General features: G+C 58.5%; 13 protein-coding genes. 7 read left to right on the forward strand and 6 right to left on the reverse strand.

Going from position 1 to position 12,867, the window contains the following annotated elements:
* Nucleotide 1 precedes the first annotated feature (1 nt).
* Both ATO11_RS19515 and ATO11_RS19520 read right to left on the reverse strand, forming a co-directional pair.
* The gene (locus ATO11_RS19515; protein ID WP_050532595.1) at nt 2-511 is read right to left on the reverse strand and encodes a L,D-transpeptidase family protein; all 510 of its coding nucleotides are present in this window, start codon (nt 509-511) and stop codon (nt 2-4) included.
* Nucleotides 512-577: 66 nt separating this feature from the next.
* Nucleotides 578-2,974 (reverse strand): heavy metal translocating P-type ATPase, encoded by a 2,397-nt coding sequence (locus ATO11_RS19520; RefSeq protein WP_432760099.1) that lies wholly within the window; start codon nt 2,972-2,974, stop codon nt 578-580.
* A 169-nt stretch (nt 2,975-3,143) separates the two neighbouring features.
* Between ATO11_RS19520 and ATO11_RS21395 the strand changes: the two genes are divergently transcribed.
* Nucleotides 3,144-3,413: a hypothetical protein gene (locus ATO11_RS21395; protein WP_005613342.1), complete on the forward strand. Its 270-nt coding sequence runs from the start codon at nt 3,144-3,146 to the stop codon at nt 3,411-3,413.
* 39 nt (nt 3,414-3,452) lie between these two features.
* Here ATO11_RS21395 and ATO11_RS19525 read toward each other — a convergent pair whose 3' ends face one another.
* Together ATO11_RS19525 and ATO11_RS19530 are read right to left on the reverse strand one after the other, a co-directional pair.
* On the reverse strand, nt 3,453-4,118 hold the full coding sequence (locus ATO11_RS19525) for a L,D-transpeptidase (RefSeq protein WP_005613343.1): 666 nt from the start codon (nt 4,116-4,118) through the stop codon (nt 3,453-3,455).
* Between the two features lie 202 nt (nt 4,119-4,320).
* Nucleotides 4,321-5,388: a hypothetical protein gene (locus tag ATO11_RS19530; protein WP_050532597.1), complete on the reverse strand. Its 1,068-nt coding sequence runs from the start codon at nt 5,386-5,388 to the stop codon at nt 4,321-4,323.
* 226 nt (nt 5,389-5,614) lie between these two features.
* Between ATO11_RS19530 and ATO11_RS19535 the strand changes: the two genes are divergently transcribed.
* The 4 genes from ATO11_RS19535 to repC all read left to right on the forward strand — a co-directional run bounded on the left by ATO11_RS19535 (nt 5,615) and on the right by repC (nt 10,329).
* Entirely contained in the window at nt 5,615-6,523 is a 909-nt protein-coding gene (locus ATO11_RS19535) for a recombinase family protein (RefSeq protein WP_050532598.1), read from the forward strand.
* A gap of 342 nt (nt 6,524-6,865) precedes the next feature.
* The gene (gene repA / locus ATO11_RS19540; protein ID WP_043754158.1) at nt 6,866-8,065 is read left to right on the forward strand and encodes a plasmid partitioning protein RepA; all 1,200 of its coding nucleotides are present in this window, start codon (nt 6,866-6,868) and stop codon (nt 8,063-8,065) included.
* A complete protein-coding gene (gene repB / locus ATO11_RS19545) occupies nt 8,065-9,033 on the forward strand; it encodes a plasmid partitioning protein RepB (protein ID WP_242601474.1) in 969 nt (322 codons plus the stop codon). The genes repA and repB overlap by 1 nt, the downstream gene beginning before the upstream one ends.
* A 240-nt stretch (nt 9,034-9,273) precedes the next feature.
* Complete coding sequence (gene repC, locus ATO11_RS21400; protein WP_082176483.1) at nt 9,274-10,329, forward strand: plasmid replication protein RepC; 1,056 nt, start codon at nt 9,274-9,276, stop codon at nt 10,327-10,329.
* A gap of 174 nt (nt 10,330-10,503) precedes the next feature.
* Here the strand turns inward: repC and ATO11_RS19550 are convergent, their stop codons facing one another.
* Together ATO11_RS19550 and ATO11_RS19555 are read right to left on the reverse strand one after the other, a co-directional pair.
* Nucleotides 10,504-11,016, reverse strand: a complete 513-nt coding sequence (locus tag ATO11_RS19550; RefSeq protein ID WP_050532600.1) for an RES family NAD+ phosphorylase — start codon at nt 11,014-11,016, stop codon at nt 10,504-10,506.
* Entirely contained in the window at nt 11,016-11,366 is a 351-nt protein-coding gene (locus ATO11_RS19555) for an MbcA/ParS/Xre antitoxin family protein (protein WP_027264271.1), read from the reverse strand. Before ATO11_RS19555 ends, ATO11_RS19550 begins: the two co-directional genes overlap by 1 nt.
* A 444-nt stretch (nt 11,367-11,810) precedes the next feature.
* Here ATO11_RS19555 and ATO11_RS19560 point away from each other — a divergent pair, with 444 nt between their 5' ends.
* Nucleotides 11,811-12,296: a hypothetical protein gene (locus ATO11_RS19560; RefSeq protein ID WP_050532601.1), complete on the forward strand. Its 486-nt coding sequence runs from the start codon at nt 11,811-11,813 to the stop codon at nt 12,294-12,296.
* 40 nt (nt 12,297-12,336) lie between these two features.
* Nucleotides 12,337-12,867: ArdC-like ssDNA-binding domain-containing protein (locus ATO11_RS19565; RefSeq protein WP_134643176.1), on the forward strand; the 531-nt coding region annotated here is incomplete at its 3' end.

Genomic DNA, 12,867 nt, shown 5'->3' on the forward strand with positions numbered 1-12,867 from the left:
ATCAGGCATAGATGTCGATGGGGGTTCCGTCCCTGACCATGGCGTAGATATCCTCGATTTGCCGGTCTGTGACGGAGATGCAGCCTGCGGTCCAGTCGCGCTTGTTCATCGGGTCGATCCCCTTGCGCGGCCCCCCGTGGATGAAAATGTTGCCGCCCGGCGATTTTCCTTGCGCCTTCGCAAACGCGATATCGGCCTCGTTCGGGAATGAAATGCCGATGGAGAGGTGGAAGAGGCTGTCCGGGTTGCGCCGGTCAATCAGATAGGAGCCCTCCGGCGTGCGGCCGTCTCCTTCGAACTGCTTGTGGCCTTCGGGCGCGAAGCCCAATCCGATGGGATAGGTCCGCAAGACATCATCCGTTCCGTCAAGAACCAGCAGCCGCTGCGCCTTGTATATACGCAGCCGGGTCACTTCGGGTCCGTTGTAGGACCGGAACTTGCTGGCACAGCCAGACAGGAAGGTGGCCAATCCGCCCAACAGCAAGACCCGCCGTGGAATTCTGGTATTCATCACTGCTCGACGCCCCTTTTGCGAGGTCTGGTTGATGTCAGACGTTACTCTACCGAAACCGCCGGATCAATGACCGTGCGCCAGTGCTCCTTTCGCCATCTGCTCGCCCACCGGTTCTCCGCCTGAAGGCCCGGCCTCAACCTGATGGCCGTTCAGGAGCCGAAGTGCGTTGGCGACCACCAGCAGAGACACGCCTACATCCGCAGCAATGGCGCCCCACATTGAGGCCATACCGAACGCGGTCAGCCCGACGAACAGCGCCTTGGTCGCCAGCGATATGCCGATATTCTGGTGGATGATCGTCATGGCACGGCGCGAATGGCCGATAAGCCAGGGTACCTTGCCGATGTCGTCGGTCATCAGCGCGATGTCGGCCGTCTCGATCGCGGCATCCGATCCGACAGCGCCCATGGCGATGGCATAATGCGCCCGCGCCATGGCCGGTGCGTCATTCACACCGTCGCCGATCATCGCCACCATGTCGTGGCTTTCGACGAGTTCCTCAATGGCCGTCACCTTGTCTTCTGGCAAAAGTTCGGCGCGCACCTCGTCGATGCCGACTTCGGCTGCCACCGCGCGCGCGGTGCGTTCGTTGTCGCCCGTCAACATCACGATGGTCTTCACACCCTGCGCATGCAGACGCGCAACGATCCCCTTTGCATCTGGGCGGATGCGGTCGCGAAGCTCCAGTACGCCGGTCACGCCGGTCTCGTCACCCACGGCAACGAGGGTGCTCCCTGCCCCTTCGATCCGATCCCGCAGATCCGCCGGAATGGCATTGCCGAACCCCTTCTCTTCGGCGAAGCGATCCGAGCCGAGCCAGATAGCGCGCCCGTCGGCGCGTCCTTCCAGACCGCGCCCGGGCACGGTACGGGTGTCCTCTGCGGCAGACACGGAAACACCATCGGCTTCGGCGCGCGAGAGGATGGCGCGTGCCAGCGGGTGTGAAGACCGCGCCTCCAGGCTTGCTGCCAGCGCCATGAGATCGCGTGCGGAAACGCCGACCAGTGGGTGAACCGCCGCCACCTCAGGCTCGCCCATGGTGATCGTCCCGGTCTTGTCCATCGCCAGTGCCGTGGTCCGCCCCGGCGCCTCGACATAGGCGCCGCCCTTGATGAGCACCCCCGCCCGTGCCGACGCGGTCAGCGCTGCCACGATGGAGACCGGCGTAGAAATGACCAGCGCGCAAGGACATGCGATGACCAGAAGGACCAGAGCATTGTAGAACCAGTAGTCCCAGGCGCCGCCGAGCAGCAGTGGCGGCACCAGCGCGATGGCGATCGCCAAAGCCATCACGATGGGTGTGTAGATGCGCGCGAACTTGGCCACCCACTGTTCGACCGGCGCGCGGCGGGCATGGGCATCGCCCACCATGCGAATGATTTTCGCCAGCACCGTGTCCGAGGCGGCTTTGGTCGCCCGCACCGTCAGTGTGCCCTCGCCGTTGATAGTGCCGGCATAGACCTCGTCGCCGGGCTCCTTGGGCACCAGTGCGCTTTCGCCGGTAATAGGAGCCTGATCGACGGCCCCTGCCCCGTCCACGACTTCACCGTCGAGAGGGATCCGGTCGCCGCCGCGCACGATAAACCTTGCATTGACTGCCACGGCAGCGGCCGGAACGTCGGCTTCCGATCCGTCGTCGTAAAGAACCCGAGCCGTAGGCGGCGCGAGGTCGAGGAGAGATGAAACCGCGTTGCGTGCGCGACCGACACTCCAGCTCTCAAGATAGAGCGACAAAGAGAAGAAAAACGCGACCGTCGCGGCCTCGAAGAATTCGCCGAGCCCGATGGCTCCTGCAACGGCCACCACCATCAGTAGGTTCATGTCTGGCGAAAGTCGCCGCGCCGAAGACCATGCCTTGGGCGCAACCAGCCAGACCCCAAAGAGGATCGCGACGGCGAAGATCCCTGCTTCCGCCATAGGCATAGGCACCTCGCCATGCCCCGCAAAGAGCCCGAGCGCGCCGCCCATGCCGGTCTCGACAATGTGAAAAAGGAATCCCGCCGCCCAGAAGCCGCCGCTCAACGAGGTAAAGCGCTTCTGACGTGCCAGATGCGCGGCCTGATCCTCTGCTGCGTTGTCGGCGTCCCACGGTTTTGTGCTCATGCCGGTACTCGCGACCAGTTGCGAAACCTCGTTGTCCGAAATTCCGACTGCGGTATCCAGAATCGTCATCCGACCATTGATGACATCGAACGCCAGATGCTCAGTCCCGCCGACTTTTGGACCGACCACCCTATTCAGGATTGCCACCTCTTCGGCACAATCTAGACCGGAAACTTGAAAACTTCGCCCATTCGAGGGGATGGATTGTGCCGGTCCCGTGTTGGCTCCAGCACCGCAGCACGCAGCACCTTTTCCATGAGAGTGGGGAACTACGCTCGCATGTTTGTGATCATCACCATGATCGTGACTGCAGTCAGAGCTGTGCTTGTGGTCGTGGCGGTGGCCATTGGAAGACATGGGATTGACCTCGGGATTCGTTCATTCCACATTGAGATAGCCCCTACAGTAACTAGAGCTTCAAGAGCAAAAACAGAAACTTGGTCAAATAAGGACACAGACCTGCGGAACCTTGAAACGCGCCGCTAAGTCTGAGGACGCGGCTGACCTGCCAAAGAGTGAGATAGATATGCTTCAAAAATATGCGGTGATCATGGTTGCAACATTGGCCCTGGCTGGCTGCGCGGTGCCTTCTAAGGAAGACAACGATCCATTCAGGATCGGAAATGTTCCAGAATCTGTCGCAGCCCTCGCTGCACCCGACCAGGATCTCATCACGGCACGGCTACGTCCCGAAGATAATTGCTATTGGTATGCCCATAGTGGGCCGGTGGAAACGACCTTGGTCCCGTTGCGATCGGCAGGCGGCAATCCCATCTGCGTCGCGCGCCAATCCTGATTGACGCGTCCAAGCGTCGGATTGACGGCGCGGCTTGGGTCAACTCTGCGGAGTCACGCTGTCCTCGGCCGAATATAGGAACGCCGTCGAGCCAATCTCCACATTCGGATACAGATCGTTTATGTGCGCCATGACCATCCGGACGCAACCGGAACTGGCTCGGCCGCCGATGCTTCGCGGCTGTGGTGTACCGTGGATGCGCAGATAGGTGTCTCGGTCCCCGACATAGAGATAAAGCGCCCGTGACCCGAGCGCGTTCTCAGGTCCGGGTTCCATACCGTCAGCGATGTCGGCGTAGAGCTCCGGGTCGCGGTCAATCATGTTCTGTGTTGGCTGCCAATGCGGCCACCTGACCTTGCGCTTGATCGTGTAGACGCCTGGCTCATAAAGTTTGCCACGAGCAATCGCTACGCCATAGCGCATCGCCGTGCCGCCTTCCTCGATATGGTAAAGATAGCGCGCGACAGCATCGACATGGATGTCACCGGCCACAAGACCATCTTTAGTTATAACCCGCTGCGGCAGAAAGCGCGGGTGCAGGCCCCACGGGTTTGATGTGGCTGGGTTATAGCCCGGCGGTGTAATCTGTGCATCCCAAGCCGCCTTTTCCGCTTCAGTGGGCCAGGTGTCAGCGAGGAGCGGACTCGAGATAGACGCCGAGAACAATGCGGCAGTCGTCTGGATGAAGTGTCGTCTTGTCAGCATGTATCGTGCTCCGCGCAGTTTCTAATTTGGTGCTGGATCTGTCAGATCAATTTCTTTCATGCTAAAACGTCTAGCCACTAGAGGTTCAAGGGTTAAATTTTCACTTAACCGCGAGAAGCAGAGAATAGAATAGCGATTTCAATGCTAGACGTTCACGCGCCAACTGGGTCAGCAAAGGGCTAAATCTGAAAAGGCTTCTCTACTATATCGTTGCGCGCCACATCCGATAGCGCCCCTGCCCGGTCACCTCACGGATCAGACCCCGCGCTTCCAACCAGCTAAGGTTACGTTGAACAGCGGCGCGGCTGGCGCCAGTCAAGATCTCGGTCATCGGTGCAGAGACGAGTGGCCACTCGATCAGTACAGCGCGAAGAGCAGGTGGCGTCTTGCCCGAGAGCGGCGCCATTTCGGTGTCTGCGCGCATAGCCCATGCCTCTATGTCGTCTAGGTGCCGCATCGCGCTCAGGGATGCTATCATCATCCCATCGAGCCAACGCGACAGACGGTCAGCGGGTGGGCCGCCAGCGCGCAGCCCCCCTGATCCGCCCATGGCCAGAGGTACAAAGACCGCCCCCCTTCCCGCACCGGCCGCAATCCTTGCGGCTGTGACTGCCGCCTCCATCCCGTCTCCGTGCTGTCCGAGACCCGCGAGGTTCCAGAGGTGGAAGCCCATGCAGGCGCGGCTGATCGGATGCAGATCGACAGCTCTCGCCATCAGATCCAGCCACCCGCTCGCACGATTCATGAAAGGTTCGGCATCATCACCAAGGTTCTCGGGGTCGCGGCGGTCGAGAAAGGCGGAAAGGTCCACCTCGGGCCCCGGCCCGCCGCTCAAACGGCGAACTGCCCATCCGACACGCGCGAGTGCTGCGGTGTCCTCCTGAACGCCTGATAGGCGCATGGATATCCAAAGAGCAAGGCGATCCGGGCCGATACGATCACCCACAAACCAGCTGAGGTCAGCTGCCTCGATCAGTGCAAGCCTGTGTCGCCATCCTTCGGGGCCGCGCTTCAGGCGGTCGTGCAGCGCGCCGACGCGACCAGCTACACTGGCAAGACGCGCGGCGAGGCCCGCCTCTGCTTTCCGCCAGTCATCAAGGACCTCGGTTTCACGCGGTTCGGTCCGTGGTCCGGGTGGCAGATAATCCGGCTCTTCTTCCATCGGACCGGGCAGGAACCAAAGATCCTCCTCTGACGACTGTCCCACCTCTTCAGCGTCGAGGAAGAGAGCATCAAAATCATCATGTAATGTAGGCGCTTGAGGCTTCATATGTGCAAAATACTAGAATTTTGCACTTTACTAAAGGGTTTTGTCAGAGTGCGACCACGCTCTTTATATGGTACGCGCGGGCGATGGTCGGCGAGGGCTCTCACATCGCGCTCAGCCTATGGAAACCAAGGGCTTTCCGCTGAACCAGGCCACAGAGAGCATCCTTGCATCCGTTTACAAACGGTCGTTTATTGATGATACATAAAATTGCAAACGGCCCGTTTTCATGCCCCTGATAGGCTACGCCCGTGTTTCCACAGAGGATCAGACCCCCCTGCCCCAGTCTGAGGCCCTGCAGTCTGCGGGATGCGCCGAGATCTTTGAAGAGCACGCCTCGGGCGGCAATCGCGCGCGACCGGTGCTGGCACGCGTGTTCGAACGCGTCCAGAGCGGCGATACGCTGGTCGTTGTGCGGATCGACCGGCTTGCGCGATCTCTGTCGCACTTGCTGGAGGTGATCGAAAGACTGGAGGGAAAGGGGGCGTTCTTCCGCTCGCTCCAGGACCCGATCGACACTGCCTCGCCCCAGGGCAAGTTCACGTTGCAGGTTCTGGGCGCTGCGGCTGAGTTCGAACGCGCTCTGATCCGCGAGCGCACAAAGGCCGGGCTTGCCTCTGCGCGCGCCAAAGGGCGCGTAGGCGGCAACCCAGGGCTACGCGCCAAGGATCCCGCCGCGCTGCGCAAGGTGCGGCTGGCACGGCAGGACGGCTATATGGAACGCCTGAACGAGACCGCGCAGGATTGGGTGCCTCATGTGCGCCGCCTGCGCCCCGATATGGCTTGGGAAGACGTGCTGCGAATTATCAATGCCCCCCTGCCCCCAGATCACCATTGGACACAAGGCCGACTGCTCCGCGCTGTGAAGGCATATGTGCGCGACGGGTTCCTTCCTGCCGAGGTGCTTGGCCGCGCCGGACGCCGCGAAACCGATGACCGCCTGCCGGCCATCGTCGCAGCGATCAAAGGCGCGGACCCCGAAATCACGCTGCAGGCGATCTGCGATCGGCTAGAGTCGATGCGCGAACGGACCCCTCGAGGTCGTGCCAGCTGGCAGCCGTCTTCGGTCAAAATGTTGCTCGAACGAGCGGAGCGGCTTGGCCTAATTTCATCAGAATCGGCTCACTCCCAACTGTAACTAGCAGAGGCTCAAACAGCTGAATCTATCGCTCTAAACACCGTCAGAAGGTCAATTGTGCCATTGGTTGCATGGGTTTAGCCAATACCATCCAAACAATCCCCATGAATGGCTTGAAGCACGGTCTTTTGGATTTATCACCATAAAATCAACAACTTGCAGTTATCTTGATGTGACTGTACGTATTGGTGCTGTGGATAACTTTCACACTACATCTAGATTCTTCTTGCCGGACTCACTTGATCGTGGCATTCCCATTCTGACGGTAAAACGCGTCAGTCGCGCTGTACACCGTCAGAATGACCAAGAGCCTCAACAGAGGCCGAGAGTGGGCGGCAGGACATGGATGATCGTAACGTTGGATACGCGCAAGGCATAGGCTCTTCCGACATCGGAGCATTTGCCGACAATCTGGCTGAATCTTTGGATCGCCAGATGAAGATCGCTTTCGAGCCCGAAGAACGAAAGTCCCTGCGCCGATTCAGTTCTACCGAAGTTGCCAGCCTCCTGCGCGTTAGCACATCTAACCTGCGCAACCGGCACAAGGACGGCAGCTTCCCGGAAGTTCATACAGACAACCGCGGACACCGGTTCTACACAGCCCAAGAGATCGATAAGCTGCGCGACATTCTGGGGCGCACCGGAAAGAACGCAGAAAGCTACCGCCCCGGTCGACGTGAAGGCGATCGTCTCCAGGTGATATCTGTCGTCAATTTCAAAGGCGGATCGTCAAAAACAACAGCAACGATCCATCTTGCACAACGGTATGCTTTGCGAGGTTACCGAGTGTTGGTCTTGGATCTCGATCCGCAGGCAAGTTTGACCACCTTTTTCGGCTTTCGGCCAGAGCTCGAGTTCGCCGAAGGCGGCACAATCTATGATGCCCTGAGATATGAGGAACAAGTTCCGCTCTCAGCCGTCATCCAAAAAACCTACTTCCATAAGCTCGATATGGTCCCAGCGGGCCTGATGCTCTCGGAATACGAAACTGAGACGGCAAACGCCCTCGCCCGCCGGGTGCAACCCATATTTGCGGAGCGTCTTGCCTTAGCGCTTGAGGAAGTAGAGGCGAATTACGACATCGTTCTGATCGACTGCCCACCTCAACTTGGCTTTCTGACCCTAACGGCGTTGGCAGCCTCGACGGGACTCCTAGTAACGGTCGTGCCTGGCATGCTCGACATTGCTTCAATGAGCCAGTTCCTGAAACTTGCTTCGGAAACGGTAAAGGCTGTCGAAGAAGCCATTGGCAGGCGCGTTACATGGGACTTCGTAAAGTTCTTGATCACGAGATACGAGCCGTCGGACGGGCCTCAGACCCAGATGGCGGGCTACCTGAGATCGATCTTGGCCGGACAGGTCATGACTGAGCCAATGCTGAAATCTACAGCAATCTCGGACGCCGGTATGACCCAGCAAACCGTCTACGAAGTTGATCCGAGCCAATTCATTAGAAAAACGATTGATCGCGCTCTGACCAGCGTGAATGGCGTTGGAGATGAGTTGGAACAAACAATCCAAATGGCATGGGGGCGTCGCTGATGGCCCGAAATATCTTCAATCAGCCTCCAAAGGACGAGAAGGAGAGCGCGGCCCCCTCCCCTACCCCGACAAAAGCGGCAAAACTGCCAGGATCTGTTGGCGGTTTGCGCGACTCTTTGCGCGAGATCACCGCGAATTCCATTCGGGACATCGAGCCCGATCAGATTGACATGGACGGGCTGCGCGATCGGTTGGTGCTGGAGGATTCCAGTATTGATGAGTTGGCCGAAAGCATTCGCAAGCATGGGCAACAAGTACCAATTATGGTCCGTCCATCAGCGCAACCGGACAGATACCGCATCATCTACGGACGACGCAGGCTAGCAGCGATCCGCATGGTCGGCGGAACGGTCAAGGCGATCGTTCGGACCTTGGATGACGACGCATCTCTGATCGCACAGGGCCAAGAGAATAACCTACGACTAGACCCGTCTTTCATTGAGAAATCTCTTTTTATCAAAGAGATGCAGGAATCGGGTTACAAGCCAAACGTCATCCAGGATGCTCTCGGCTTGACACGGCAGGGCGTGTCCAACCATCGCGTCGTCATAGAGCAACTGCCAGAAGGGCTTGTACAGCTGATCGGGCCGGCACATGGCATCGGACGACGGCAATGGGGTGACCTGGCTGCTTTCTCGAAAAAGATAGATCTGGTGAACACGGCCAAAGAGGTAATTGCCGCCCTGCCCGACGACACTCCAAGCGCGGAAAAGTTTCAGGCAGTCTACTCGGCTTGCTCGAACAAGGCGCGTAGCGATGAGAAGCAAGCCAACGGCAGCCTAACGTCCGTCGTCAAAGATGCGGACGGTAGCTCTGTGGGAACGCTGACAGTCGATCAGAAAACGATCGCTATCAAGATCGCCAAGAAGGACAACCCAGAATTCGGCCAATGGATCGAAGAGCGTGCGGAGGCAACGCTTTTGCAGCTCTTCGAACAGTGGCGGAATGAGAGTGGCTCTGGGTCCTGAGCCCCGAGCCACACAGAGTAACGCGAGCAGAGGAGAAAAGCGAAGACCAGAAAGAAAAGAGCCCCCCAAAGTTTCCCCTGGAGAGCCCTCATCATTCGATTAGCACTCATGATGTAGCAACCTCCAGCAAACCGGTCAAGAGTCACCGATTCGGTGGACCGATTTTTATTGCCTTTTTCTGAGCGAAATCTCGGGAAGAGACTGGGAAGTTGTGGGCCGGACGGTCGTCGTGAACAAACCATGGCATTTACAAAACTATCGATCAGAACCGCTGGTGCTGATGCATCACGCGGCTCAATTTCTGCGGCTGAAACCGACATCTGGACCATCTTCAGGGCACTGAGAGATGCACGTAGCGTATTCGGTCTGCGTCCAGGCCATATCCAAACACTTCAAGCCATGCTCAGTTTCTTGAAGCCCGGCCACGGCGAAACGGTTTTCGCGTCCAACGACTCGATTTGCCAGCGCGTCGGCGGAATCGACGAACGGACACTCCGCAGACACATCAACCGCTTCGTCGAACTCGGGTTCATCAAACGCAATGACAGCTCGAACCGAAAGCGCTACCGCGTTCGCTCGTCCAGCGGGGAATGCATCAGCTATGGACTGTCTCTAACCCCCCTCCTCCAACGTGCGAGCGAGCTTATCGCCATCGCACATGAGATGGAAAATAACCGGCGGGATCGGATATTTGTCCGCAAACAGATCCTTACAAAGCTCGCCCATTTGGAAGAGCATGATCCCAACAACACATTCATCAACCACGCACGGAGAGCTCTACGCAGGAAGCTGAGCCTGCCCGAATACCTCGCGCTGCTCGCTGAAACGGACAGAGAATGCCGGAGTTTGAATACACCAAATGACCCACCAGAAACTGTGGAATTGCCCGCCAATGACGGACAAACTGTCCGGCACCAATCTAAGTCCGAAGAAGAAAAAAAAGATTTAGATAGCAACATAGGCAATGAAGCTCTGAAACCAGACTTGCTAACCTCAGTTTGCGATCAAGCGACATCGTTCTCCACAGAGAGGCTTAGAAACTGGTTGGACATTGAAAACCATGCTCGAATTCTTGCACCCATGATGGGGATTCACCCAGATACATTCGAGAAAGCCAAGAATGCAGTAGGAGCTCAGAAAGCGTCATGCGCGATCTTCATCATGCTACAACTTGGACAACGCATCAGGGACTTTGGAGCGTATTTTCGCAGTATCACCTTGGGTCAACGTCGAGACCAGTTTGATCCAGTGGTTTTGATCAAGCGTCTGTCCAAACCTGCTATGCAAACCGCTTAGTGTCCACCGCGGTGGACGTCTGGCCCGCAACCAGTCCAATGACGCGCGCGCTCTCCACGTGCATCAAAGCGACCGAGCCAAATTACACTAGGGCGATAACGCACGGTCAATCCGTGTTCCTCCGACCCGCTGATGTCCACCGCGGTGGACAGATCAGGCACCAAGTCTCACAACTCACATGCGTGACAGCCGCTCTTCGTCATCCACCACTTCCAAAGAACCTTTATTGTCAGTCCAGGCCCACAGGACGATGTTGAAGTCCGATGACGATGCACCCTTCGCAAAACTCTGGATCAGAAGACCCCCAAACCGATCTGCTATGAGGGCGCGTGCTAAATCCTGTGTCGGCACAGGTTGGCCATCGAGCATCTTCATGCGCCATGCAGGGTCGGCAAGCATCGCCTCCGTCACACCATACCGTTCGAGCCTGTCCTGATCGCGGGTATCGAAAATAGGCCCAAGGTCGGCTTTGTAGGACACGAGGATCGTGGGTTGCAGGCTGCCTACCTGGTTGGCTTCTCTAAGAGCGGTCGCGGGATCCAGCGAGGTGTAGAGGGCAGGGGTGCCCTTGGCATTAAAGCGCCCTCCATAGAGTTCGGCGCCTCGTCCGGACAGAGGTTCACGCGCATACACCGGGTTCAGGGCGCGATAGAGCGGCCCTGCGTAGCGTCCATCTTTCAGGGGCATCAGGCAAAGACGCCCGCATCGACCGCATCGATGTATTCAAGAACTTGCTGAGCTTTGCCTTCCTGAACCAGCTGCATGGCTGTTCGGCCATCAAAGCCGGGCAGGGGCTCTGACCGGTACCATGCATAGGCCATCAATTCCGAGCCGAAGCGGGGTTCGACTTTGTTCAGCACCTCTACCAATTCGCGCAGGCGGCGCTGCGTCTTGTCCGAACCGATGCGGGCTCGCCTCTGCAGCGCGTCCTTGCCCAAGCCGACGGTCAATGCGATCTCTTCTGCTGATGTGCGTAGTACCGCGGCGATCTTGCGCGGTTCGAATTGCCCGGCTTCAGCAAAGTTCGTGATGTGCATGATCTATGCTCCTACAGTGATACTGACGGTATATAGCGGCAACATTGCTGAATTTCAAGCTGTCAGGAGGTGCTGTGACTTCGTTTCCCATTCTAATCCGCAACGCTGCATTACACTGAACGCCGGAAATCCTGATTTTTGGGCTTGAGAAGTCGCCGTTGGAGCGCTCTTGCCGATCGAGAACGTCAGATAAATTATTAATAATATGAGAAAGACTGCAGCAGTCGGACCGGAGTTGCCGATATGGCTTGCCGATCTTGGACCGGAACCGGCACTTACTGCATGCAGTCACTGGGATCCGCGGTGTTGTCGGACCCTCGGCAGTTACCCGGGACCAGTTGGCTGGTGAAAAGGGAAAGTGGACTTCGGGTTTTGTGACTGACGGATGAGGGCCTTTGGGGTGCCTCGGACGGGTCCGGGCCGGGTTCCGGTCTGCCGTTCCGGATGAAGGGCATTCCCATGCAAACAGGTGTCTTGCGCGTGCTGCGCGCGACCGCTGCCTCGTGGTGGCGGCACAGAGAGCTGCGCCGAACCGGCGAGACGGAGCTGGCACGGCAGCTCGAGCGGACGGCCGTTCTCCGCGATCTCGGCTATCTCAAGCAGGCCGCGTCATTGCCAAATGCGCATGTGATCTGCGGAGACGGTGGGACATTCCTCCATCTCGGTTGGACCACCGTGTCGAGTTTCGCGCCGATCGAGCGCTTTCCCTTGGCCGCTCTTGCGGTCGCACGAGGGACCCCGTTCATCGATATCCGACCCGTCACCGATGTTATCGCATTCGCGAACTTGCCGCGGGTGGCGCGGGACAGATCTGTCGATCCTGACCTTTCAGGTGCCGGCAGGTGCGTCTCGCTGACCACCTACATCGACACGGTCGAGCGGCTCGGCGCGAGGATCGTCAACGATCCGCGGCCCCGTCAGTCAATCTGATCACCACTCCCTCTCACAAACATTCGAAAGGAGGCCAGCCATGGCCCGATCCCCCACGCCCAAATTCGATGCCTCCGAGGTCATCACAAACGAAATCATCCGCATCATCGAGCGCGGCGTCCTGCCGTGGCGCAAGCCCTGGACCGCAGGCGGCAGCTCACGCCCCCTGCGCGTGGGCGGCGAACCCTACCAGGGGGTGAACAACTTCCTGCTGACGATGCGGACCGTGATGGCGGGCCACAGCTCTCCCTTCTGGATGACTCTGCCTCAGGCCAATGCGTTGGACGCAAAGGTCCGCAAGGGCGAGAAATCCTCTGTCGTCGTCTATTACGGCCAAAGCCGGAAAGACGCGGGCGGCGAGGACGACCGCAGCGATGGCGATGATCGCTCCGAGGAAGCCCGCATCTTCCGCTTCCAGAAATCCTACCGCGTGTTCAATGCCTGCCAGATCGATGGCCTGCCCGACAGCTTCTTCCCAGACCCGGAGCCCGCGCCCGAGCATCCGCCGTCCGAGCCCATCCCGCACATGCAGGCGTTTTTCGATGCCATCGACATCACGACCGTCTTCACG

Origin of the sequence: Pseudaestuariivita atlantica, assembly GCF_001205715.1 — a bacterium.
In the GTDB taxonomy this organism is placed as follows: Bacteria; Pseudomonadota; Alphaproteobacteria; order Rhodobacterales; family Rhodobacteraceae; genus Pseudaestuariivita; species Pseudaestuariivita atlantica.

Coding starts and splice junctions, on each gene's coding strand:
- ATO11_RS19530 (WP_050532597.1), bottom strand. CDS start 5,388: ATGAAGCCTCAAGCGCCTACATTACATGATGATTTTGATGCTCTCTTC.
- ATO11_RS19525 (WP_005613343.1), bottom strand. CDS start 4,118: ATGCTGACAAGACGACACTTCATCCAGACGACTGCCGCATTGTTCTCG.
- ATO11_RS19550 (WP_050532600.1), bottom strand. CDS start 11,016: ATGCCCCTGAAAGATGGACGCTACGCAGGGCCGCTCTATCGCGCCCTG.
- repC (WP_082176483.1), top strand. CDS start 9,274: ATGGCATTTACAAAACTATCGATCAGAACCGCTGGTGCTGATGCATCA.
- ATO11_RS19555 (WP_027264271.1), bottom strand. CDS start 11,366: ATGCACATCACGAACTTTGCTGAAGCCGGGCAATTCGAACCGCGCAAG.
- ATO11_RS19560 (WP_050532601.1), top strand. CDS start 11,811: ATGAAGGGCATTCCCATGCAAACAGGTGTCTTGCGCGTGCTGCGCGCG.
- ATO11_RS19520 (WP_432760099.1), bottom strand. CDS start 2,974: ATGTCTTCCAATGGCCACCGCCACGACCACAAGCACAGCTCTGACTGC.
- ATO11_RS19515 (WP_050532595.1), bottom strand. CDS start 511: ATGAATACCAGAATTCCACGGCGGGTCTTGCTGTTGGGCGGATTGGCC.
- repA (WP_043754158.1), top strand. CDS start 6,866: ATGGATGATCGTAACGTTGGATACGCGCAAGGCATAGGCTCTTCCGAC.
- ATO11_RS19535 (WP_050532598.1), top strand. CDS start 5,615: ATGCCCCTGATAGGCTACGCCCGTGTTTCCACAGAGGATCAGACCCCC.
- repB (WP_242601474.1), top strand. CDS start 8,065: ATGGCCCGAAATATCTTCAATCAGCCTCCAAAGGACGAGAAGGAGAGC.
- ATO11_RS21395 (WP_005613342.1), top strand. CDS start 3,144: ATGCTTCAAAAATATGCGGTGATCATGGTTGCAACATTGGCCCTGGCT.